Genomic DNA, 23,960 nt, shown 5'->3' on the forward strand with positions numbered 1-23,960 from the left:
GCCGACGGCTCAGTCGCCGACGGCGCCCGCACCCGGCATGGTCGCCCGCGGCGTCCGCCCCGGGGCCGGCACGTCGATCGTCATCCAGTCGACGAGCAGCGACCCCGCGGCCTCGCGCGGCGGCACCCCGCCGTTCGAACCTGCCTGCACGACGAGGTGCATGCGCGCGGTGGGGATGTCCTCCGTGGTGCTGCCCACGACGCGCCCGTCCACCAGGAACGACATGCGCTCGGGGGTCCACTCGATCGTGTAGGTGTGCCAGTCCGCGAGCGACGCCTCGGTCTGGTGGTGGATGCACTTCTCCGCGGGGTCGGCGAGGCAGTGCACGTTGAGGAACGCCGGCGTCCCGAGGTCGCCCTCGGGGAAGTCGATCTCGCCGTCGGCCCAGACGTTCTCGTCGCTCCAGAGCAGCACCGCGACCCCGTAGCCGTCGACGTGGTCGCTCCGCATCCGGATGCTGTACCGTCCGGCGGTCTGGCCGCCCCACCGACCGTCGACGAGCGGGACGATGCCGCCGGCCAGGGGCGTGCCGGCCGCGGTGGTCCGCAGCCGGACGTCGAGCACGCCGTCTCGCGCGGTGAGCGCCGAGGCGGAGTACCGGCCCGTCCCCGCGGTGTCCGCGAAGCCGTGGTACACCGAGAACCGCTCGCCGTACCGGGACTCGAACGCGCCGGTCGCGGTGGGTGTGGCGAAGTCCTCGGAGAACACCCGCCGCCAGTCGCCGCCGTCGGCCGCGGGCATCGCCTCGCCGCTCGGGTCGGCCGCGGTCCCGCCGCCGGTCGTGGCCGCGACGACCGATCCGGCGGCGACGACGAGCGCCCCCGCGGCGAGCGCCAACCGTCGTGCGCCGCGTCGGCGTCCGCGTCCGTGCCGGGTCGACCCCGCTCCGTGGGCGGCGGGAGCGCGGTCGCCGTCGACGCGTGCCCCGGCCGGTCCTGGTGTCGGGGGCGGCGGGAGTTCGACGTCACCCGTCGCGGCCCCGGTGTCGGTCCGGTCGCTCACGACGCCGCCCAGGCGCGGAACTCGGCGAGCCCGGCGTTCTCCGTGCCGGCGGCGACCCGGTCGACCGTGAACCGCACCCACGTCACCGAGCGCGGGGTGAACTCGACGGTGGCGGGCGCCCCGTCGTCCGGCAGTGCGCCGACCGCGACGCTCGTGCCGTCCGAGAACGTCAGGGTGCCGCCGGTCACCCGGTCGACGGTGTTCGGACGGTCGTGCAGCACGATCCGTCGCAGGGCGACCGGGCTGGTCCAGTCGAGGCGCAGCCACGTGCCGGTCCCGCCGCCCGGCGCGACCCACTCCGCGTCGGCGCGGTCCGGCCACCCGGACACGACGCCGTCGACCGCCTTCGCGACGGTCTGGCCGTCGGCCGGGTTGTCGGACGACGCGGTCGGCGCGGCGGCCGCCGTGACGTCACGCGGCGTCGAGGACGGCGGTGTCGACCCCGTGCCGGTGCCGGTGCCGGTGCCGGTGCCGGTGCCGGTGCCGGTGCCGGTGGGGACGGTCCAGGCCCGGAGCTCGGCGAGACCGGTGTTCTTCGTGGTGCCGCTCACGCCCGTGACCGTGAAGCGCATCCAGGTGACCTGGCGCGCGGCGAACGCGACGCTCATCACGGTGCCGTCGTCCGGCAGGGCGGGGACCGCGACGCTCGAGCCGTCCGAGAACGTGAGGGTCCCGCCGGTGACACGGTCGTCGGTGTTCGGACGGTCCGCCAGGTCGACGGACTGCAGGGCGACGCCCGACGGCCAGTCGTCCTGCACCCAGGTGCCGACGCCACCGCCCGGTGCCGCCCACTCGGCGGAGGGGTCGGCGGGCCACCCGGACACGACGCCGTCGGCCGTCTTCGCGGCGGTCTGTCGGTCGGCCGGGTTGTCGGCGCTCGCGGTCACGACGGCCGTGCGGGCGGCGTTCACCGACGGGGTCGACGGCGTCGGCTCGGTGGCGGTGGTGGTCGCGGCGAGGGCTCGGAGCTCGGCCAGGCCGGTGTTCTTCGTGGTCGCGCTCACCGCGGTGATCGTGAAGCGCACCCAGGTCACCTGGCGGGAGGTGAAGCTGACGCGCTGCACCGTGCCGCCGTTCGGCAGGGACGGGACCGCCACGCTCGACCCGTCGGAGAACGTCAGCGTCCCGGCGGTGACCTGGTCGTCGGTGTTCGGACGGTCCGCGAGCTCGACCGCCTGCAGGGCGACGCCCGCGGCAGCCGTGCCACCCGTGCCACCGGCGCCACCGGCAGCGGTCCCCGCGGCCCCGGCACCGCCAGCGGTCCCCGCGGGCCAGTCGAGCTGGATCCACGTCCCCGCTCCCCCGCCCGGCGCCACCCACTCGGCGGTGGGGGCCTCCGGGTACCCGCTCACGACGCCGTCGACGGCCCCGCGCGCGGTCTGCCCGTCGGCCGGGTTCTCGGCGCTCGCGGTGACGACTGCACTGCCGGCGACGTTCGTGGTCGTCGGCTGCGTCCCCGGGGTGCCCGTCCCGGTCCCGGGCGTGGACCCGGAACCGGGGTCGGGGGTCGTGCCCGGGTCGGTCGCCGGCGTGCCGACGGTGTACTGGCGACTGAACCAGGCGTCCTCCCAGCGGTCCGCGCAGGCGGCACGCGACGTGCAGGTCTGGTCGTCGTGGGCCGCGTAGGTGAAGAACGCACCGGCCTTGGCGTCCGTCTGCGCAGCGGTCAGGTTGGCCGGCCGGTCGGCGATGGGGTAGCCCATGAACCCGGTGAACCCGTGCGAGGTGCCGGACGCCCGCTGCACCTCGTCGGTCAGGTACGCGACGGTGTGGTGGTCGCTGTGGTCGCCGTCGCCGTAGGACCCCTCGTGGTCGAGCGTGTGGATCGACGACGGCGCGGTCCACCGCACGAGCGCGAGCAGGGTCGCCCGCAGGTCGGACAGCGTGTACGACGTCGGGTGGGTCGCGTCGGCGACCGAGTCGATCGCGTCGAGCGACCCCTCGTACAGGTGCTCGAGGCTCTGGTAGCCGTCGGCCCAGAACCCGTTGCCCTCGACGTTGCCGTCCGGCAGCTCGAGGAACACCAGGCTGATCCGCGGCGCCGCCGTGAGCGTCTCGGTGTGCACGGTGTGTCCGGCCACGACCGTCGACCCGGTCGTCCAGTCGGACGGCACACCGGCGATGCCGGCGTACGCCGCCATCAGGCCGGTCTGCCGCTCGCCCCAGTACCAGCGCGGGTACCCGGCGTCCCCCGCCGTGACCACGACGGAGCGGACGCACCGGCCCGCCTCGATGTCGGAGCGGAGCTGGGTGCCCTGGAAGAGCAGGTCGTCGTCGGGGTGGGCGACGACGTTCAGCACCGAGCCGGCGGCGCAGCTCGCACCGGCGGCTGCGTCGGCCCGCTGGGCGGCTCCGGGCACGCCCACGACCAGGGCCGTGACGAGCGCGGTCGCCGCGAGGACCGCGCCGAGCAGGGACGCGAGCCCTGCCCGACGGCGGCCGTGCGGTCCCGCGACCGACGCACGCGACGGCACTCCGACCGACGCACTCGCCGACACGGCGACCGACGCACTCGCCGGCGCGCCGGCCGACGCACTCGCCGACACGGCGGCCGACTCACTCGGCGGCATGCCGCATCCCGGCCGGGGTGAGCTCGTACATCGCGGTCGAACCGGACGACCAGACCCGCTCCCAGTACGGCGACGAGGCCATCGCGTCGGCCAGCTCGCGGTAGTCGGCCTCGGACTGGTAGCCGTAACGCTCGTCGTACGCGCCGAAGGGCTGGGCGACCAGGGCGTAGTACTTCGTCGCGGTCCAGTCGGTGACGAGCCGCCGGGTCAGGTCCGAGACGTCCTGCTGCGCGTCGTAGTCGGTGTCCGACGGGTACGGCCCGAGCGCCTCGCGGGACAGGTAGCCGACGTCGAAGTACCGGGCGCCGGTGTTGCTCGGCACGGCGTTCGCCGAACCGGTGAGCAGCATCACCGAGCCCTTCGGCGCGGTCCGGTCGTACAGCTGCGTCGCCTCGGACTGGCTGCGGGTCATCACCCGGTTCCAGTCGAGGGCGGTCTGCCCGAAGGCGCCCACGGCGACCAGCAGCGCGACCGCGGCGCCGACCGCGGCGAAGCGGACACCGACCGGCCGTGCCGCACGGCGCAGGACGCGGTCGACCCCGGCGAAGCGGCCGGACGGGCCCGGCAGCGCGGCGGCGAGCACCGCGATCCACGGCGTGGCGAACAGGACGACCCGGAAGATGCCCTCCTGCCCGTAGTTCGTGGCGACGAGCAGCGAGATCGGGCTCGCAGCAGCCGCGAGCATGCCCCAGTGCAGGCGGTCACGCCGGACGAGCACCGTGACGACCGCGGCGATCCCGAGCAGCACGAGCGCCGCGGCGGGCACGTCGAACGCCAACCGGGTCACGAGCGGCTTCGGCAGGACCGTCATGTCGTGCGACGGCGGCTGCACGTTGTCGAGCACGCGCCCGACGGCGGCGAGCGACAGGAAGCGGTCGAGGACGCTGCCGTTCAGCACCGCGAAGACCACCGCCGGCACGAGCACGACGACCGGCAGCCACCACGGCTTCGTGAGCTTGAACACGAGCAGGGTCACGAGTGCCGCGACGGTGAGGTACGGCGAGATCTGGTGCGTGACCGCGAGGACGACGCTGATCAGGGCGATGCCGACGACGCGCGAGGCCGTCACCGCGCGGGGTCGGAGTGCGCTCACGGGCGTCCCGTCGCGGCCGGTCACCGTCACGCGGCGCAGGGGGCCGGTGGCGAGCACGAGCACGACGACGGAGAGCAGGATGCCGGTCGACTGCGGCGAGAAGTAGGTCGTGTTGAGCGACCCGGTCATCGCGGTGAGCAGGGCGGCCACCCACGGGCGACGGGTGCCGGGCAGCCAGTTCGCCGCGAGCACGCCGATGCCGAGCGTGGTGGCGAACGCCAGGAGCACGGGCACCCAGGCGGCGATCGTCATCGCGTTGACGATGCCGCCGACGTCGGCCACCCACGCGCCGCCGGCGAACAGGCCGGACCACGTCTGGAAGATGTCGGCGGCGGGGTTCGTGCGCCCGAACTGCCGGATGTACTCGAGGACACCGATGTGTCGCGCGGCCGCGGTGACCGTCGGCATGCCGTAGGTGATCGCCTGCGCCAGCTGCACGACCCCGCCCAGCGCGACCACGGGCACGGCGGCGCCGCGGCCACGGACGATCGCCACGACCGCGGCGGCCACGAGGACCGCCAGGCCGACGGGCAGACCGATGCCGAGCGAACCGAACAGGCCGGCGGGCACCGGGTCCCCGACGTGCGTGAGCGCGGCGACGACGACGATCCCGACGCCGACCACCGAGGCGACGGTGACCGAGCGGGTCGTCGTCCACGTCCCCCACCACGACCGGACCGTCCTGCCCGCGCGGCCGGCGACGGAACGCGCGAGGAGCACCCGGTGCAGGTCCTGCGCGTCGCGGAGCACGGTGCCGGCGACGATCGCCGCCGTCAGGACGACCACCACCGCGAAGGGCACCGCGGGCACCCACACGCCCACGGTCGCCATCGTGTAGCCGATCGCGATCGTGGCGACGATCGACGTCGTGACCGAGAACAACGCGAAGCGGGCGAGCGGCATCGGGCGCAGCAGGAGCACCGGCGCGACCCCGACCACGGCGAACAGGAACGTGCCGATCGCGGCGCCCCGGAGGGTCGGCATCTCCAGGGCCGCGCCGGCGGCCGCGGCGACGAGGGTCAGCACGACGACCGCGGCGGCGACGAGCCGGGCGAGCGGCCCCATGGTCCCGGCGGCGCGTGGCAGCTCGGCTCCGGCCTCGGCCAGCCCGTGGCGACCGTGTGCGGTGCGGGCGAGGGTCCCCCCGCCGCGCAGGCGCTCGGCCAGCGCGCGCACCGGGCCGGTGACCACCGAGCGCTGCTCGACGCGGCGCAGGCGACGGCTCGTCGCGGCGTACTCGGCCTCGACCCCGTCGTCGCCGACGGCTCGACCGCCGACCACGTCCGTGGTCCCGGCGGGCGTGCCGGCGGGTGCGAGCCCGAGGCGTGCGAAGGCGCTCAGCGCGTCGGGGGCGGCGTCGACCGTGGCGACGAGGGTGTCGCGGTCGAGGGCGTTCTTGGTCATCCAGGCTCCGAGTCCGTGGCCGTGCGCCGCGGCGGTCCGCCGGAGCGACGCGACGTCGTCCGGGGTCCGCTGCCAGGCGACGGCGGCGGGTTCGACGGCGATCGCGTGTCCCGCGACGAGCAGTCGTGTGAAGAGGTCGAGGTCGTCACCGGCACCGACGTGGGTGCCGGGACCGAAGGCGGTGTCGAACCCGCCGATCCCGAGGGCGGCGAGACGGCGGACCGCGAGGTTCGCGCCGGTCCCGTAGTCGGCCGCGGCGAACGGGTGCCGGGCACCGGTGCCGCGTTCGTCCTCGGCGCGGAACACCCGGCGCGCGACGGTCCGGCCGCCGCCGTGGTGCTCGTCGTGCCAGCGCTGTGCGGGCGTGCGGAGCTCGGCGCTCGGCGCGGGGCCGGTGACGCAGGCGACGTCCGGGTCCGCGGCGAAGGCGGTGGCGAGGGCGGACGCCCACGCGGGGTCCACCAGCGCGCCCTCGGCGACGAACGCGACGACGTCTCCCTCCGCGAGCAGCAGGCCGGCGTTGCGGGCGGCCGCGAGACCGCCGGCCGGCGCCGGCACGGTGGTGACCCGGCGCCCGTCGATCGTCGTCGTCCCGGGGCCGTCGGCTCGTGCGGACACGACCACGACGTCCAGGTCGACGCCCGTGCTCTCGAGCACCGACCGCATGGTGTCCGCGGCGGCCCCGTCGGTGCACAGCACCGCGGTGACGGACGGCAACGCCTGATCAGCGGCCGGCCGTCGGGCGGGGACGGGCAGGTGCCGTGCCGCTCGCTCGAGGCTGCGGGCGTCGAGGGACGCCCCGGTGCGACGTCGTGCGACGACGTCGGTCTCGACGAAGCCGACCGGCTCGCCGTGGTCACGGACCAGCAGGCGCGCCCGACGGTAGCCGGCGGCGCCCTCCAGCGCGATGGCGTCCCGCGGCCCGGCGGCCCGCAGGTCCGCACGGTCCACCTCGCCGACCCACAGCGCACCGTCCCAGGTCGGGACGAGCGCGCTGTGGACGACGGGACGGAGCTCCCGGGTGACGGTCGAGCGGGTCACGGTGTGCCGATCGGCTGACGCACCGGCTGCGGGGCCGGTGCGGCGACCACGACACCGCCGAGGACGCGACCGACCGCGTAGCCCGCGATCGTCGTGACGACGGAGGCGACGACCGCGCCGGCCCGACCCAGCCCGCCGCGCCCCACGTGCCGGAGCTCGCGGAGCACGGCACGCGGGATGACCCGCGTCAGGTAGGTGGACTCGCTCGAGAGCGCGTCCCCGGTCCCGACCCGGCGACTGAGGACGGCCTTCGAGATGCCCTCGTAGTAGCTGCGGCGCAGCAGGTAGCGCATGGTGACGCGGTCGGGCGAGACCCGGTGCGACACGTTCGACCGCGGCTCGTGCCGGATCCGGGCACCGGGCTGGATCGCGGCGATGCGGATGCAGAGCTCCGTCTCCTCGCAGCCGAGCGGCTGGTTGCCGACCCGGCCGATGCCCGACCGGAAGCCGCCCGCGCGCAGGATCGACTCGCGTCGGAAGGCCATGCTCGCGCCGATCACGTTGCGGACGTCCCCGGCCACCTCGGGCAGCCCGGTGTAGCTGCACCCGACGATCCAGAGGAGCTCGCCGACGTACGGCCCGGAGCCGGTGGTGGTCGGCCAGGACGGCGTCGCGTGTCCGCCGACCCCGACGACCTGCGGGTCCTCGAGCGCGGCGAGCATGTGGCCGAGCCAGTCGGCGTCGGCCGTCGCGTCGTCGTCGAGGAACGCCACGACGTCGGCCTCGGTGCTCGCGACGCCCGTGTTCCGCGCGCCGGACAGGCCGCGGTCCTCGGTGTTCTCGACGACGAGCAGCTCGGGCCAGCGTGCGCGCGCCCGGGCGAACAGCTCGGGCTCGTGGTCGATGACCACGACGACCTCGGGGGCCTCCGGCTGGCGTCGGGCGGACTCCACGCTGTCCTGCAGGTCGCCCCAGCGCAGCTGCGTGTAGGCGCAGATCACGACCGCGACGGTCGTCATACGACGTCGCCCTCGAGCGCGCGGGCGCGCGCGGCGTCCACGCGGACCGGCTCGGCCGACGCACCGAGACCGAGGATCGGCGCGGTCGGCGCGTCCACCGGCGAGACCGGTGCGGCACCGCCCACGAACACCGCCGCCGCGCGGGTCTTCGCCGTCGCGGCTCGGCGACGCTCGTGCATGATCGACTTCAGCACGCGGATGCCGTCGGTCACGGCGTTGAGGTTGCTCGTGCCGTGCACGCGGAGCTTCTCGTGGCTCGGCACCTCGCTGATGCGCAGGTCGGCCGCCGACCACCGGCAGGTCAGCACGGTCTCGATCTCGAAGCCGTCGCCCCAGAGCATCCCGCCGTCGGCCGGCTTCGGCAGCGTCGAGGACAGCAGGCCGATCTTCGGCAGCGTGTCGGCCCAGAAGGCGTTGTAGCCGTAGCAGAGGTCGCTGTAGCGCGTGCCGAGGATGATGTTGCACAGCACGTTCAGGCCGCGGTTGCCGAGGTTCCGGATCACCGTGATGTCGTCGCTGCCGCCGCCGAGCGAGTACCGGGTGCCCTTCGCCACGTCGGCTCCGTCGGTGAGGGCCTGCACGAAGCGCGGGATCTCGTCGGGGTCGGCCGAGCAGTCGGCGTCGAACATCACGACGACGTCGCCGGTGACCGCCTCGAACCCGCACGCGAGGGCGTTGCCCTTGCCCTTGCGGGTCTGGTGCACGACGCGGATGTCGGGCATGATCCGCTGCGCTGTGGCGACGGTGTCGTCGACGGAGTTGCCGTCGACCAGGATCACCTCGTACACCGGCGGGAGCTTGGGGAGGATGATCTCGAGGTTGCGGGCCTCGTTGCGCGCCGGGATCACGACGGAGACGCGCGGGTCTGCGGGTCGGACGGTGCTGACGGACATGGGAGGTGCTCCTGTCGGGTTCAGGTTGCGGGTCGGGACGGCCGCGCAGCGCGCTGGTCCCCGGAGGCCGGTCGACCGCGAGCGCGGCGCCGGTGCCCGGCAGGAGGCGCGGGTACGACGCCGCCGGGAGACCGGACGAGGGGGTACGCCTCGTCCGTGCTCCCCACCCTCGCGGGGGCGCGCAGGACGGTCAATCTGCGGACGACCGCCTTGCGGCACCCCGGTGCCCGATACGGAAACCCGCAACCGGGTGCGGGTCCGCACCCGGCCGGGAGGCGCGCCACCGGCCCGCCCCGCAGCGCCGGTGGGCAGCGCCCACCGTCAGGAGGAGTGCACCCAGCCCGCCACGCGCCACCCGACCGCACCCCACGCCGGACAGGAGGCGCAGCACCAGCCCGCCACGCGCCTCCCGACCGCACCACCGACCGTCAGGAGGCGCACCGCCCGCGTGCGATCTGCGGTCGGCGGGCAGGTCGGGCGTGTCCCGCGGCGGGACGCGCGCGCGCGTCGGCCGCCGTGCGGTCCCGCTCCGGAACGCAGAAGGCCCCCGGGAACGCAGAAGGCCCCCGGGACATCCCGGGGGCCTTCTCGAATCTGCTGGGGTACCTGGACTCGAACCAAGAACGACGGTACCAGAAACCGCTGTGTTGCCAATTACACCATACCCCAAAGGCCTCGCGGCCTTCGTTCCCCGTTGTCCGGGGCACGATCAACTACTGTACAGCATCCCGGAGGTCCTCGAGACCACCGACGAGATCTCGGTGCACCGCAGCCGCCGTCGAGGCACCGTGACCGGCCGCGACGATGAGCTGCTCCGGCCCCGGCGGCGTGACGTCGCCGACCGCGTACAGGCCGGGGACGCCGGTCCGGCCGAGCCGGTCGACGACCACGAGCCCGTCCTGGTCGCGCGACACCGGGGCCTCGAGCCAGTCGAGGTCCGCGTGCCAGACCGGCCGCACGAACGCACCCGTGTGCGCGGTGACCGAGCCGTCGGCGAGCCGGACGCCGGTAAGCCCGTCCCGACCGCCCTCGAGGTCGGCCACGGGACGTTCGTCCACCCGGACGCCGGCGGCCGCGAGCCGCGCACGACCGCGGTCGTCGAGCGGCGCCACACCGTTCGTGTACACGACGAGGTCGTCGCTCCACGAGGCCAGGAGCAGCGCCCGGTCCACCACGTCCGGTGTCTCGCACACGAGGGCGAGGGGCTCCCCCGCCTCCTCGTAGCCGTCGCACTCGACGCAGCTGTGCACCGAGGTGCCGTAGAACGCGCGGAGGGACGGGAGCGCCGGGAACTCCTCACGGAGCCCCGTCGCCACGACCACCGCCCGGACCCCGGCGTCGAGCTCGGTGCCGCGCCAGGTCCCGTGGACGGCCCAGCCGTCGCCGTCGGGTCGCACGCTGTCCACCACCGACTGCACGACGGTCGCCTCCGGGTACCCCTCGACCTCGGTCCTGCCGAGGCGTCGGAGCTCGAGCGGCGAGATGCCGTCGCGGGTGATGAACCCGTGCGACAGCAGGGTCGCTGCGTTCCGGGGCCGGTTCGCGTCGACGAGCAGCACGGTGCGGCGCGCACGCACGAGGTTGAGCGCGGCGCTCAACCCGGCCGGCCCGGCGCCGATCACCGCGACGTCGGCCGTGCGCACGGCGTCCGGAGCGGCCTCGTCGGGTCGCCGACCGTCCTGGCCCGGGGTCGTCACCGTCGGGTCACCGTGCCGCGAGGCTGCGCAGGCGCGCGAGGACGGAGCCCTTGCCCAGGATCTCCATCGACTCGAAGAGCGGCGGGCTGATCCGACGACCGGAGACGGCGACGCGCAGCGGCCCGAAGGCGACACGGGGCTTGAGCCCCATCCCGTCGATCAGTGCGGCGCGGAGCGCTCCCTCGATCGCCGGGGTCGTCCAGTCGTCGAGCGGCTCGAGCGCAGCGATGCCGGCCTCGAGCACGGCCGACGAGTCGCCCTTGAGGCTCGCGAGCGCGTCCTCGTCGACCACGAGCGCGTCGTCGTCGGTGAACAGGAAGCCGAGCAGCCCGGGGGCCTCCCCCAGCAGCTGCATGCGCTCCTGCACGAGCGGGGCCGCCGCCTCGAGCACGCGCTCCTGCTCGGCCGTGGGCGGGTCGGACACCAGGTCCGTCAGGTACGGCAGGAGACGCGCGCGGAAGTCCTCGGCACCGAGCATCCGGATGTGGTCCCCGTTGATCGCCTCGGCCTTCTTGTGGTCGAACCGGGCGGGGTTCGGGTTGACGTCCCGGACGTCGAACGCGGCGACCATCTCGTCGGACGAGAACACGTCGCGGTCGGGCCCGATCGACCAGCCGAGCAGCGCGAGGTAGTTGAGGAGCCCCTCGGGCACCATGCCGGCGGCGCGGTGGTGGAACAGGTTCGACTCCGGGTCGCGCTTCGAGAGCTTCTTGTTGCCCTCGCCCATCACGTACGGCAGGTGCCCGAACAGCGGGACGAACGAGGTGATGCCGACCTCGACGAGCGCCTCGTACAGCGCGATCTGCCGTGGTGTCGACGACAGCAGGTCCTCACCGCGGAGCACGTGCGTGATCCCCATCAGGGCGTCGTCGACCGGGTTCGTGAAGGTGTACAGCGGCTTGCCGTTGGGCCGGACGACCACGAAGTCGGGGAAGGTCCCCTGCTTGAACGTGATCTCGCCGCGCACGAGGTCGTCGAAGCTCAGGTCGCGGTCCGGCACCCGGAGGCGCAGCGCAGGGCTCCGGCCCTCGTCGCGGAACGCCTGGCGCTCGGCATCGGTCAGGTCACGCTCGTGGTTGTCGTAGCCCTGCTTCGGGTCACGGCCGGCCGCGATGTTCCGCGCCTCCATCTCCTCCGGCGTGACGTACGACTCGTACACGTGCCCCGAGGCCCGCAGCGTCGCGATCACCTCGTCGTAGACGTCCGACCGCTCGGACTGCCGGTACGGACCGTGCGGGCCGCCCGCCTCGACACCCTCGTCCCAGTCCAGCCGCAGCCACCGGAGCGCGTCGAGGATCTGCTGGTACGACTCCTCGCTGTCGCGCGCGGCGTCGGTGTCCTCGATGCGGAAGACGAGCTTGCCGCCGGTGTGGCGTGCGTACGCCCAGTTGAAGAGCGCCGTCCGGATGAGCCCCACGTGCGGGGTCCCGGTCGGGCTCGGGCAGAAGCGGACTCGGACGTCGGAGCCGGTGGCAGTGGTGAATGGCGCAGTCATGACGCCCTCGATCCTACCGGGGCCACCGAGCCCCACGACGGTTCTCCACAGCTCGGTGCGCGGACCGAGATCGCCCCGGGAATGCAGAAAACCCCTGACCATGAATGGTCAGGGGTTCCCTGGTCGTACGTGAAGTTGAGTCCGGCGGCGTCCTACTCTCCCACAAGGTCCCCCTTGCAGTACCATCGGCGCTGAGAGGCTTAGCTTCCGGGTTCGGAATGTGACCGGGCGTTTCCCTCTCGCTATGACCACCGGAACACTGTCGACCCGAAACGGATCAAACACTGTTCCTTCATGCTGGTTCAGCTGAAGTATTCAGTTTGATTCCCGATCGTCTGTCGGGAACCACAAAGTGGACGCGAGCCCCCACCACAAGGGTGGGGAAATAATTGTGTTGTCAAGTCTTCGGCTTATTAGTACCGGTCAGCTCCACGGGTCGTTAGTCCCCGCTTCCACATCCGGCCTATCAACCCAGTAGTCTGCTGGGAGCCTCTCACACTCAAGGTGCATGGAAATCTCATCTCGAAGACGGCTTCCCGCTTAGATGCTTTCAGCGGTTATCCGGTCCGAACGTAGCTAATCAGCGGTGCCCTTGGCAGAACAACTGACACACCAGAGGTTCGTCCATCCCGGTCCTCTCGTACTAGGGATAGATCTTCTCAAATTTCCAACGCGCGCAGCGGATAGGGACCGAACTGTCTCACGACGTTCTAAACCCAGCTCGCGTACCGCTTTAATGGGCGAACAGCCCAACCCTTGGGACCTACTCCAGCCCCAGGATGCGACGAGCCGACATCGAGGTGCCAAACCATGCCGTCGATATGGACTCTTGGGCAAGATCAGCCTGTTATCCCCGAGGTACCTTTTATCCGTTGAGCGACAGCGCTTCCACAAGCCACTGCCGGATCACTAGTCCCGACTTTCGTCCCTGCTCGACCTGTCAGTCTCACAGTCAAGCTCCCTTGTGCACTTACACTCGCCACCTGATTGCCAACCAGGTTGAGGGAACCTTTGGGCGCCTCCGTTACTCTTTGGGAGGCAACCGCCCCAGTTAAACTACCCATCAGGCACTGTCCATGAACCCGATCAGGGTCCTACGTTAGACATCCAAAGTGACCAGAGTGGTATTTCAACAATGACTCCACGAACACTAGCGTGCCCGCTTCACAGTCTCCCACCTATCCTACACAAGCCACTCCGAACACCAATACCAAACTGTAGTAAAGGTCACGGGGTCTTTCCGTCCTGCTGCGCGTAACGAGCATCTTTACTCGTAGTGCAATTTCGCCGAGTTCGCGGTTGAGACAGCTGGGAAGTCGTTACGCCATTCGTGCAGGTCGGAACTTACCCGACAAGGAATTTCGCTACCTTAGGATGGTTATAGTTACCACCGCCGTTTACTGGGGCTTAAATTCAGAGCTTCGCCCGAGGGCTAACCCTTCCTCTTAACCTTCCAGCACCGGGCAGGCGTCAGTCCGTATACATCGTCTTGCGACTTCGCACGGACCTGTGTTTTTAGTAAACAGTCGCTTCCCACTGGTCTCTGCGGCCTTCAACGCTCACGGAGCAAGTCCGGTCACGTGTCCGGCCCCCCTTCTCCCGAAGTTACGGGGGCATTTTGCCGAGTTCCTTAACCACGATTATCTCGATCTCCTTGGTATTCTCTACCTGACCACCTGAGTCGGTTTCGGGTACGGGCGGCTGCAACCTCGCGTCGATGCTTTTCTCGGCAGCATAGGATCACTGATTTCCCCTTACGGGTACGCGTCGGATCTCAGGCGTACAGACGACGGATTTGCCTATCGTCAGCCCTACATCCTTACACCAGGTTCACCTTACGGATACCATCGCCTGGCTCAGCTACCTTCCTGCGTCACACCTGTTCATACGCTAGCCGCACCAGCATGGGGTCGAGCGTTAGACCGGACACCATCACCCCGAAGGGATCCGACGAACCGGGTTAGGACTCTTAGCACCACTGGATTAGCTTGGGCGGTTGTTCGCCGGTACGGGAATATCAACCCGTTGTCCATCGACTACGCCTGTCGGCCTCGCCTTAGGTCCCGACTTACCCAGGGCGGATTAACCTGGCCCTGGAACCCTTGGTCTTTCGGAGGACGGGTTTCTCACCCGTCTTTCGCTACTCATGCCTGCATTCTCACTCGTGTGGCGTCCACGGCTGGATTACTCCGCCGCTTCACTCGCCACACGACGCTCTCCTACCACTCCGCACGACTGAACCACGAAGGCTTGTCTGTGTGCGAAATCTACAACTTCGGCGGTGTGCTTGAGCCCCGTTACATTGTCGGCGCGGAATCACTTGACCAGTGAGCTATTACGCACTCTTTCAAGGGTGGCTGCTTCTAAGCCAACCTCCTGGTTGTCTGTGCAACTCCACATCCTTTCCCACTTAGCACACGCTTAGGGGCCTTAGTTGGTAGTCTGGGTTGTTTCCCTCTCGACGATGAAGCTTATCCCCCACCGTCTCACTGCTGCGCTCTCACTCACCGGCATTCGGAGTTTGGCTGACGTCAGTAACCTGTTGAGGCCCATCGGCCATCCAGTAGCTCTACCTCCGGCGAGAAACACGCAACGCTGCACCTAAATGCATTTCGGAGAGAACCAGCTATCACGAAGTTTGATTGGCCTTTCACCCCTATCCACAGCTCATCCCCTCCATTTTCAACTGAAGTGGGTTCGGTCCTCCACGACGTCTTACCGTCGCTTCAACCTGGCCATGGATAGATCACTTCGCTTCGGGTCTAGGACATGCGACTGAACCGCCCTATTCAGACTCGCTTTCGCTACGGCTGCCCCACACGGGTTAACCTCGCCACATATCACTAACTCGCAGGCTCATTCTTCAAAAGGCACGCCGTCACCCCTACTAAGGAGGCTCCGACGGTTTGTAAGCAAACGGTTTCAGGTACTATTTCACTCCCCTCCCGGGGTACTTTTCACCTTTCCCTCACGGTACTTGTCCGCTATCGGTCATCTGGGAGTATTTAGGCTTATCAGGTGGTCCTGACAGATTCACACGGGATTTCTCGGGCCCCGTGCTACTTGGGATACACATCCGGCCATAACACCATTTCGTCTACGGGGCTGGCACCCACTACGGCCCGGCTTTCAAACCGGTTCGACTATGATGCGCTGTAACCGCCCCAGTCCGGCAGAACTGAGTGACGTGTCCCACAACCCCGACCATGCAACGCCCGCCGGCTATCACACATGATCGGTTTAGCCTCATCCGCTTTCGCTCGCCACTACTCACGGAATCACATGTTGTTTTCTCTTCCTGTGGGTACTGAGATGTTTCACTTCCCCACGTTCCCTCTACCCGCCCTATATATTCAGGCGGGAGTCACCAGGTCACAAAAGCGCCTGGCGGGGTTTCCCCATTCGGAAATCCTCGGCTCACAGCTCGATTATCAGCTCCCCGAGGCTTATCGCAGATTTCTACGTCCTTCTTCGGCTCCAGATGCCAAGGCATCCACCGTTTGCTCTTAGAAACTTGACCACAAAGATTAAAATTGCGATCCAACGCCAACCACAACCACCAACCGAAGCCGGCGATCATGCGATGACGCGAATCTAAAGATGCTCGCGTCCACTGTGTAGTTCTCAACATACGATCGGCACCATCCTCCACCAACGCAACCGCGCCGGCATCACATGGCCCACTCGAAGAACCGCGTCCCCAGCACCACCCACACAGGGCAGCACCAGACGGCTCAACCCCCAACCACAACGGGCCGGGAAGCCTGGTCCCTCAGGACCCAACAACGTGCACCAGATGCTCACCACACCCCGACCCCTTCCAACCAACCGCGAACGATCGATGTACTGACGCCGAGAGCATGACTCCCACCTGCACTGTCAATGTTCCACCCATGAGCTACCCGTCGGACACGTTCGGTCCGAACCGGGCGCCTGGACCCACCCCACACCTGCATCTGCAGACACGAGACGAGCCAGATGCTCCTTAGAAAGGAGGTGATCCAGCCGCACCTTCCGGTACGGCTACCTTGTTACGACTTAGTCCTAATCACCGATCCCACCTTCGACGGCTCCTTCCACAAGGGTTAGGCCACCGGCTTCGGGTGTTACCGACTTTCATGACTTGACGGGCGGTGTGTACAAGGCCCGGGAACGTATTCACCGCAGCGTTGCTGATCTGCGATTACTAGCGACTCCGACTTCATGAGGTCGAGTTGCAGACCTCAATCCGAACTGAGACCGGCTTTTTGGGATTCGCTCCACCTTACGGTATCGCAGCCCTTTGTACCGGCCATTGTAGCATGCGTGAAGCCCAAGACATAAGGGGCATGATGATTTGACGTCATCCCCACCTTCCTCCGAGTTGACCCCGGCAGTCTCCTATGAGTCCCCGCCATAACGCGCTGGCAACATAGAACGAGGGTTGCGCTCGTTGCGGGACTTAACCCAACATCTCACGACACGAGCTGACGACAACCATGCACCACCTGTACACCGACCACAAGGGGGCGACCATCTCTGGCCGTTTCCGGTGTATGTCAAGCCTTGGTAAGGTTCTTCGCGTTGCATCGAATTAATCCGCATGCTCCGCCGCTTGTGCGGGCCCCCGTCAATTCCTTTGAGTTTTAGCCTTGCGGCCGTACTCCCCAGGCGGGGCGCTTAATGCGTTAGCTACGACACAGAAACCGTGGAAAGGTCCCTACATCTAGCGCCCAACGTTTACGGCATGGACTACCAGGGTATCTAATCCTGTTCGCTCCCCATGCTTTCGCTCCTCAGCGTCAGTTACGGCCCAGAGATCTGCCTTCGCCATCGGTGTTCCTCCTGATATCTGCGCATTCCACCGCTACACCAGGAATTCCAATCTCCCCTACCGCACTCTAGTCTGCCCGTACCCACTGCAAGCCCGAGGTTGAGCCTCGGGATTTCACAGCAGACGCGACAAACCGCCTACGAGCTCTTTACGCCCAATAATTCCGGACAACGCTTGCACCCTACGTATTACCGCGGCTGCTGGCACGTAGTTAGCCGGTGCTTTTTCTGCAGGTACCGTCACTTTCGCTTCTTCCCTACTAAAAGAGGTTTACAACCCGAAGGCCGTCATCCCTCACGCGGCGTTGCTGCATCAGGCTTTCGCCCATTGTGCAATATTCCCCACTGCTGCCTCCCGTAGGAGTCTGGGCCGTGTCTCAGTCCCAGTGTGGCCGGTCACCCTCTCAGGCCGGCTACCCGTCGTCGCCTTGGTGAGCCATTACCTCACCAACAAGCTGATAGGCCGCGAGTCCATCCCCAACCAAAAAATCTTTCCACTACCAGACCATGCGGCCAGTAGTCCTATCCAGTATTAGACGTCGTTTCCAACGCTTATCCCAGAGTCAGGGGCAGGTTACTCACGTGTTACTCACCCGTTCGCCACTAATCACAGAAGCAAGCTCCTGATCATCGTTCGACTTGCATGTGTTAAGCACGCCGCCAGCGTTCGTCCTGAGCCAGGATCAAACTCTCCGTAAAAAAATTACAACCAACACCGAAGTGTCAGCGAGTTGAAACTGACTGTCGACTGTCCACTGGACAATCTTCAATCCAAAAGGAATTGTCTCCGACCCGACCAACCAAAAGGCCAGCCAGGCACGGGGTCAATAAATTGGCATTGACAATGTGCACGCTGTTGAGTTCTCAAGGACCAGACGCACCCACCGCTCGACCCGGTCGAACCGGATTCCGCCAGAGGGGCTTGTGTCGATGAACCTCAGGACCACCACTGACGTGGTGACCAGATGAGGTTCGTTGCCGAGCGGGACCCCGTCCGGACTGCATCTCCGGATCGATGACCCGGTGACCGTCTCGGCCGTTCCGTTCTCCGCCTCAGCGGCAACGAGTGATGACTCTACGCAGGACTCCGGGGCACCGCCAACAGCGCTCGCATCCCGGGCGTGTCGCCCTGGCCGGCGGTCTGCGATGGCCCCGCAGGGGCGGGTCCAGCCGGGATGCACAACGGCCCGCTCCCCCGCGCGAGGGGAACGGGCCGTGTGGTGTCCGACGGGCTCAGTGCCGTGCGATGACCGGGTTCTTCAGGGAGCCGATGCCCTCGATGAGGACCTCGACCACCTGACCGTCGCGGATCTGCCCGACCCCGGCCGGGGTCCCGGTCAGGATGACGTCGCCGGGCAGGAGCGTCCAGATCGACGAGACGAACTCGACGAGCGACGGGATGTCGTGCACCATCTCGCTCGTCGACGCGGCCTGCCGGAGCTCGCCGTCGACGCGGGTCTCGAGGCGGATGTCCGACGGGTCGATCTCGGTCTCGATGACCGGACCGAGCGGGCAGAAGGTGTCGAAGCCCTTGGCCCGGGTCCACTGGCCGTCGCGTGCCTGCAGGTCGCGGGCGGTCACGTCGTTCGCGATCGTGTAGCCGAGGACGACGCTCGCGAAGTCCTCACGTCGCACGTTCTTGGCGAGGGACCCGATCACGATGGCGAGCTCGCCCTCGTGGTCGACCCGGCCGACGTCGGCGGGCAGGCGGATCGGGTCGTCCGGACCGATGACGGCGGTGTTCGGCTTGAGGAACACCACCGGGTCGTCACCGGCACGCTCGTCCATCTCCGACGCGTGCTCGCTGTAGTTGAGCCCGACGCCGATGACCTTCGACCGGGGGATCACCGGGGCGAGGAGCTTCGCGTCCGCGAGCGCGACCCGCTCCCCCGTCGTCTCGAACCCCTGGTACATCGGGTCCCCCGCGAGGACGACCAGGTGGCGCTCGTCGAGGATGCCGTACCGCGGGTCTTCACCCGTGCTGCTGAACCGTGCGATCTTCACCGTTCGACCCTACCGATCCCCGGCTCAGGCCGGGTCCGTCAGCTGCGTCATCCACCCGTGCGGGTCGGGACGACGGCCGTACTGGATGTCGGTCAGCTCCTCACGCAGGGACATGGTGAGCTCCCCGGCGCCGACCGTGGGCGAGCCGATCGTGAAGCCCTCGCCGCGCAGTTCGGCGATCGGGGTGACGACCGCCGCGGTGCCGCACGCGAACGCCTCGGTGATCGACCCGTCGGCGACCCCGTCGCGCCACTCGTCGAGCGACACCCGGCGACGCTCGACCCGGAGGCCGCGGTCCTCCGCGAGCTGCAGGATCGAGTCGCGGGTGATCCCCTCGAGGATCGACGCCGAGTCCGGCGTGACCAGGGTCCCGTCGGCCTTGACGAGCACGACGTTCATGCCGCCGAGTTCCTCGAGCCAGACGCCTTCCTCGGAGTCGAGGAACATCACCTGCTGGCAGCCCTGCTCGTACGCCTCCTGCTGCGGCAGCAGCGAGGCCGCGTAGTTGCCACCGGTCTTCGCGGCACCGGTACCGCCCCGTGCCGCACGGGCGTACTGCGTCGACAGCCAGATCGACACCGGCTTCGGCCCGGAGGTGAAGTACGCGCCGGCCGGGCTCGCGATGCAGTGGTAGGCGACCGCGTGCGCCGCGCGGACGCCGAGGAACGCCTCGGTCGCGATCATGAACGGCCGCAGGTACAGGCTCGTCTCGGGCGCCGAGGGCACCCAGTCGACGTCGGCCTGCACGAGCCGACGGATCGACTCGACGAAGGTCTCGACGGGCAGCTCGGGCAGCGCCAGCCGCCGGGCCGACCGAGCGAACCGGTGCGCGTTCGCCTCGGGACGGAAGGACCAGACGGAGCCGTCCGCGTGGCGGTACGCCTTCATGCCCTCGAAGATCTCCTGCGCGTAGTGCAGCACGCTCGCGCTCGGGTCGAGGGACAGCGGACCGTACGGGTGGATCGACGCGTCGTGCCAGCCGTCCTCGAGGGTCCACTGCACGGTGGCCATGTGGTCGGTGAAGTGCTTGCCGAAGCCCGGGTCGGCGAGGATCTCCTCGCGCTCGGCCGCGGCGCGGCGCGCGGACGACGGGACGTCGGCGAACTCGGGGCCGAAGGACTCGGTCGTCCCGCCGTCGGTGCTCGTGTCGCTGGTCATCGGCGGGACTCCTGTCGGTCGGTGGTGGTGCGGACGGCGGCGGCGATCGCGTCGCCGACCTCCGCCGTGCGTCGCGGTGCGGTGCCCCGGCTCGCGAGGTCGGCCTCGACCGCCTGCGTCACGGTGGCGGCCAGGTCGGCCCGGCCGAGGTGCTCGAGCAGCAGTGCGACCGAGAGGATCGCGGCCGTCGGGTCGGCCTTCTGCTGCCCGGCGATGTCGGGTGCGGAGCCGTGCACGGGCTCGAACATGCTCGGGAAGGTGCCGTCCGGGTTGACGTTCCCGGACGCCGCGAGCCCGATGCCGCCGCTGATCGCGCCGGCCAGGTCGGTGATGATGTCGCCGAACAGGTTGTCGGTGACGATCACGTCGAACCGTCCCGGGTCCTGGACCATGTGGATCGTGACGGCGTCGATGTGCTGGTAGTCGACCGTGACGTCCGGGTACTCCGCACCGACCTCGGCCACGAGGCGCTGCCAGAGTGCTCCGGCGTGCACGAGCACGTTCGTCTTGTGCACGAGCGTCAGGTGCTTCCGGGCACGCCGGGCGGCCAGGGCGAACGCGTGCCGGACCACCCGCTCGACACCGTGTGCGGTGTTGAGCGAGACCTCGGTGGCGATCTCGTGCGGGGTACCCACGCGGATCGCTCCGCCGTTGCCGACGTACGGCCCCTCGGTGCCCTCGCGGACCACGACGAAGTCGACCGCGCCGGGGTCGGCGAGCGGCGTCGACACGCTGTCGTACACCCGGGTCGGGCGGAGGTTCACGTAGTGGTCGAACGCGAACCGCAGCTTCAGCAGCAGGCCACGCTCGATGATCCCGCCGGCGAGCCGCGGGTCCCGCGGGTCCCCGCCGACCGCACCGAGCAGGATCGCGTCGTGCGACGCGACGGCGGCCATGTCCTCGTCGGTCAGGACGTCGCCCGTCTCGAGGTACCGCGTCGCACCGAGCGAGAACGCGGTCTCCTCGACCACGAGGTCGTCGGGCAGGACCGCGTGCAGCACCTTGAGCGCCTCGTCGACCACCTCGGGGCCGATGCCGTCCCCGCGGATGACCGCGAGCTTCACCGTCGTCGTCACGTCTGCCGCTCCCCTAGAGGGTGATGTCGATCTCGCGGAGCGAGGTCGCGTCGATCGCGGACCGCACGTGCTCGAGGATCTCGGCGGGCACGGGCGAGTCGACGGTCAGGACGCTGAGCGCCTGGCCGCCGGCCTCGCGACGGGCGATCTGCATGGCCGCGATGTTGATGCCGGCCTCGCCGAACTCCTTGCCGTACACGGCGACGATGCCCGGACGGTCCGTGTAGACCATCACCACGTGGTGCGCCTCGAGGGCGACCTCGACGTCGTGCCCGTTGACCTCGACGAGCTTCTCGACCTGCTTCGGACCGGTGAGCGTGCCCGAGACGCTGATCGCGGGCCCGTCGGACTGTGCGCCGCGGATCGTGAGCAGGTTGCGGTACTCGGGGCTGTCGGCGTCGGTGATGAGCCGGACGGTGACGCCGCGCTGCTCCGCGATGAGCGGGGCGTTGACGTACGAGACCTGGTCGCTGACGACGTCGGTGAAGACGCCCTTGAGCGCCGCGAGCTTCAGCACGCTGACGTCGTACTGCGCCAGCTCGCCGTGCACCTCGACGTCGATGCTCGTGACGGGCGAGGTCGCGAGGCCCGTGAAGACCTGGCCGAGCTTCTCCATCAACGGGATGCCGGGACGGACGTACGGGTCGATGACGCCGCCGGCGACGTTGACCGCGTCGGGGACGAGCTCGCCGCCGAGCGCGAGCCGGACCGACTTCGCGACCGAGACGCCCGCCTTCTCCTGGGCCTCGTCGGTCGACGCACCCAGGTGCGGGGTGACCACGACGTTCGGCAGCGCGAGGAGCGGCGAGTCCTTCGGCGGCTCGGAGACGAAGACGTCGAGCCCGGCGCCGGCGATCGTGCCCGACGTGAGCGCACGGTGCAGCGCGTCCTCGTCGATCAGGCCGCCGCGGGCGACGTTGACGACGAAGGCCGTCGGCTTCATGAGCGCGAACTGCTCGTCCGAGATCATGCCGACCGTCTCGGGCGTCTTCGGCATGTGGATGGTGGTGAAGTCCGCGCGACGCAGGAGGTCCTCGAGCGACACGAGCTCGACCCCGAGCTGCTGCGCGCGGGCCGACGTCACGTAGGGGTCGTAGGCGATGACCGAGACGCCGAACGCCTGCAGCCGCTGGGTGATCAGCGCGCCGATGCGGCCGAGGCCGATGATCCCGACGGTCTTCTCGTAGAGCTCGACGCCGGTGTACGACGACCGCTTCCACGCACCGGCCGCGAGGGACGCGTGCGCCGCCGGGATGTGCCGGGCGAGCGACAGGATGTGACCGACCGTGAGCTCGGCGGCGGAGATGATGTTCGACGTCGGTGCGTTGACGACCATCACACCGGCCGTGGTCGCGGCCTTGATGTCGACGTTGTCGAGGCCGACGCCGGCACGGGCGACGACCTTGAGCTGCGGCGCCGCGGCGATGGCCTCGGCGTCGATCTTCGTGGCGGACCGGACGAGCACGGCGTGCGCGTCGGCGAGGGCCTCCAGGAGCGCCGGGCGGTCGGTGCCGTCCACCTCCCGGATCTCGAAGTCGGGCCCGAGGGCGTCGACGGTGGCGGGCGAGAGTTCTTCGGCGATCAGGACGACCGGCTTCGGCACAGCTGCAGTTCCTCACACGAGACGGGCGGTGTCCGACCATCGTACTGACGCGCGACCGGTCGTTACGACCGGTCCGCCGCGGTGGTCGCGACCACGGTCGACGACCGGTCCGACGCGGTGGTCGCGACCGCGTTCGGACGGGAGGCGCGGTGCGGGCCCGCACCGCGCCTCCCGTCCGCCGGTCCCCCACCCGGGCGCAGGGCGCACCGCCGGGCCGGTGACGCGACGGGGCCGCGCGACCGCGTCAGAAGTCGAGCAGGCGCGGCACGAAGAGCTGCAGGTCCAACCAGAGCGCGCCGGCTGCGGCGAACGCGAGCACGAACACCCCGACGGTCACGGCGAGGCGCGTGCGCCGCGTGATCCACAGCGCGACCGCGAACGCGAGGGGCGCGATGAGGATGTCGAGCACCAGCCAGACCCAGGGCGTGCTCCGCGCGAGCGAGTCGCCCCCGGACGTCGAACCGAGGAAGGCGTTGAAGGCGCGGACCGACTGCGACACCGTCAGCAGGTTGCCGACGCTCTGCACCGTCATGTAGGCGAACAGCGCGCCGAACACGATCCACACGACGAGCCGACCGGCCAGCGGGGCCGGGCTGCGGCGGGTCGTCGGCGTGGCGGCGGTCACCCGAAGCTCCGCGTCATGAGGAACGGCCACGGGAACAGCACCGCGGCACCGAGGAGCATCCACAGCAGGCGCGTGCGGGTGCGACGTCCGCGTGCTGCCCAGAGGACGACCGTGAACCAGAGCGCGGGGGCGACGATCGACAGGAAGCGCAGCACGTCGACGAACACCGTCAGCACGGTGTCGACGTCGGCGACGTACGCGGTCGACGCCGTGAGCAGCCACGCCACGGTGTAGAGCAGGTAGAGGCCGCCGAAGACACCGAACCCGACGAGGGAGCCGGACGTCTCGGGGGTCTCCGGGTCACGGGCGCCGCGGTCGGCGACGGCGACCGGGTTGTGGGCCGCGTCGACGTGGGTCGCGTCGTCGGCGTCACCCCAGCTGAGGGCGGCGTCGTCGTCGTGGTCGACCGAGCCGTCGGGCGGGGATGCTGCCGTCGTCATGGTCCGATCCTACGAGCCGTGGACACCGGACGCCGAACCGAGGGCGTCACGGCCGAGCGACGGACACCCGCGGCACCGCGTACCGGTG

At 69.3% G+C, this 23,960-nt stretch carries 13 protein-coding genes, 1 tRNA gene and 3 rRNA genes; all 17 read right to left on the reverse strand.

Going from position 1 to position 23,960, the window contains the following annotated elements:
• Window positions 1–9: 9 nt before the first annotated feature.
• The 17 genes from QOL16_RS10615 to QOL16_RS10695 all read right to left on the reverse strand — a co-directional run bounded on the left by QOL16_RS10615 (window position 10) and on the right by QOL16_RS10695 (window position 23,872).
• Window positions 10–1,002, reverse strand: a complete 993-nt coding sequence (locus QOL16_RS10615) for a glycoside hydrolase family 16 protein (protein ID WP_071285161.1) — start codon at window positions 1,000–1,002, stop codon at window positions 10–12.
• The gene (locus tag QOL16_RS10620) at window positions 999–3,572 is read right to left on the reverse strand and encodes a PIG-L family deacetylase (protein WP_071285162.1); all 2,574 of its coding nucleotides are present in this window, start codon (window positions 3,570–3,572) and stop codon (window positions 999–1,001) included. The genes QOL16_RS10615 and QOL16_RS10620 overlap by 4 nt, the downstream gene beginning before the upstream one ends.
• Complete coding sequence (locus QOL16_RS10625; protein ID WP_071285163.1) at window positions 3,559–7,110, reverse strand: glycosyltransferase; 3,552 nt, start codon at window positions 7,108–7,110, stop codon at window positions 3,559–3,561. The genes QOL16_RS10620 and QOL16_RS10625 overlap by 14 nt, the downstream gene beginning before the upstream one ends.
• The gene (locus QOL16_RS10630) at window positions 7,107–8,069 is read right to left on the reverse strand and encodes a glycosyltransferase family 2 protein (RefSeq protein WP_071285164.1); all 963 of its coding nucleotides are present in this window, start codon (window positions 8,067–8,069) and stop codon (window positions 7,107–7,109) included. Before QOL16_RS10630 ends, QOL16_RS10625 begins: the two co-directional genes overlap by 4 nt.
• On the reverse strand, window positions 8,066–8,962 hold the full coding sequence (locus QOL16_RS10635) for a glycosyltransferase family 2 protein (protein ID WP_083230405.1): 897 nt from the start codon (window positions 8,960–8,962) through the stop codon (window positions 8,066–8,068). Before QOL16_RS10635 ends, QOL16_RS10630 begins: the two co-directional genes overlap by 4 nt.
• Before the next feature lie 597 nt (window positions 8,963–9,559).
• Window positions 9,560–9,631 (reverse strand) — tRNA-Gln (locus QOL16_RS10640).
• A 44-nt stretch (window positions 9,632–9,675) separates the two neighbouring features.
• On the reverse strand, window positions 9,676–10,659 hold the full coding sequence (locus QOL16_RS10645) for an NAD(P)/FAD-dependent oxidoreductase (protein WP_065964696.1): 984 nt from the start codon (window positions 10,657–10,659) through the stop codon (window positions 9,676–9,678).
• A gap of 7 nt (window positions 10,660–10,666) precedes the next feature.
• Window positions 10,667–12,154: a glutamate--tRNA ligase gene (gene gltX / locus QOL16_RS10650; RefSeq protein WP_065964695.1), complete on the reverse strand. Its 1,488-nt coding sequence runs from the start codon at window positions 12,152–12,154 to the stop codon at window positions 10,667–10,669.
• Window positions 12,155–12,293: 139 nt separating this feature from the next.
• Window positions 12,294–12,410, reverse strand: a 5S ribosomal RNA gene (gene rrf, locus QOL16_RS10655).
• Window positions 12,411–12,547: 137 nt separating this feature from the next.
• Window positions 12,548–15,674 (reverse strand): 23S ribosomal RNA (locus tag QOL16_RS10660).
• A 469-nt stretch (window positions 15,675–16,143) separates the two neighbouring features.
• Window positions 16,144–17,665, reverse strand: a 16S ribosomal RNA gene (locus QOL16_RS10665).
• Together the 16S, 23S and 5S rRNA genes form the textbook arrangement of a ribosomal RNA operon.
• Window positions 17,666–18,199: 534 nt before the next feature.
• Window positions 18,200–18,970, reverse strand: coding sequence for a fumarylacetoacetate hydrolase family protein (locus tag QOL16_RS10670; RefSeq protein WP_065963362.1), 771 nt, complete (start codon window positions 18,968–18,970; stop codon window positions 18,200–18,202).
• 24 nt (window positions 18,971–18,994) lie between these two features.
• Window positions 18,995–20,128 (reverse strand): branched-chain amino acid aminotransferase, encoded by a 1,134-nt coding sequence (locus QOL16_RS10675; RefSeq protein ID WP_065963360.1) that lies wholly within the window; start codon window positions 20,126–20,128, stop codon window positions 18,995–18,997.
• Window positions 20,125–21,204 carry a 3-isopropylmalate dehydrogenase gene (locus QOL16_RS10680; RefSeq protein ID WP_065963358.1) on the reverse strand — a complete coding sequence of 360 codons (1,080 nt, stop codon included), beginning with the start codon at window positions 21,202–21,204 and terminating at the stop codon, window positions 20,125–20,127. The genes QOL16_RS10675 and QOL16_RS10680 overlap by 4 nt, the downstream gene beginning before the upstream one ends.
• Window positions 21,205–21,217: 13 nt before the next feature.
• A complete protein-coding gene (serA, locus tag QOL16_RS10685; RefSeq protein ID WP_065963356.1) occupies window positions 21,218–22,807 on the reverse strand; it encodes a phosphoglycerate dehydrogenase in 1,590 nt (529 codons plus the stop codon).
• Between the two features lie 244 nt (window positions 22,808–23,051).
• On the reverse strand, window positions 23,052–23,432 hold the full coding sequence (locus QOL16_RS10690) for a hypothetical protein (RefSeq protein ID WP_071285149.1): 381 nt from the start codon (window positions 23,430–23,432) through the stop codon (window positions 23,052–23,054).
• Window positions 23,429–23,872 (reverse strand): hypothetical protein, encoded by a 444-nt coding sequence (locus QOL16_RS10695; RefSeq protein ID WP_065963349.1) that lies wholly within the window; start codon window positions 23,870–23,872, stop codon window positions 23,429–23,431. The genes QOL16_RS10690 and QOL16_RS10695 overlap by 4 nt, the downstream gene beginning before the upstream one ends.
• Window positions 23,873–23,960: the final 88 nt, after the last annotated feature.

The organism is Curtobacterium sp. MCBA15_004, assembly GCF_001865055.2.
Classification (GTDB): Bacteria; Actinomycetota; Actinomycetes; order Actinomycetales; family Microbacteriaceae; genus Curtobacterium.